The organism is Neisseria sp. HMSC070F02 (genome assembly GCF_001814225.1).
Taxonomy (GTDB): Bacteria; Pseudomonadota; Gammaproteobacteria; order Burkholderiales; family Neisseriaceae; genus Neisseria; species Neisseria meningitidis.
The window spans coordinates 1-242 of sequence record NZ_KV815438.1 but is presented as its reverse complement, the minus strand read 5'-3'; the positions used below and the strand labels follow the sequence as shown (position 1 = coordinate 242).

The following is a 242-nucleotide window of genomic DNA, read 5'->3' as shown; positions in this document are numbered from 1 at the left end:
ACCGCCAAAATCTTACCTGCCAAATTTCCCTCACGGGTTTGCCAAGCATCCAAAAACTGCGCCCTGCTCATTGAAACATGACCCAGCGACGGGTCGGCAAGCAAAACCGTATTGCCGTCTATACCGCGCAATACCGAGAAATGATCATCCTTGCGGTATTTCAGATACACGATGACGGGGATTTGCAACTGTGCAAGCTGCTCGAAAGACAGGGCATAGCCTTTCGCTTCAAAACCCAAATC

At 50.0% G+C, this 242-nt stretch carries 1 protein-coding gene; it reads right to left on the bottom strand.

Annotated elements, in window-relative coordinates; genetic code table 11:
* On the bottom strand, positions 1-242 hold a 242-nt coding region (locus HMPREF2959_RS06580; protein WP_070696568.1), incomplete at both ends, for a C39 family peptidase.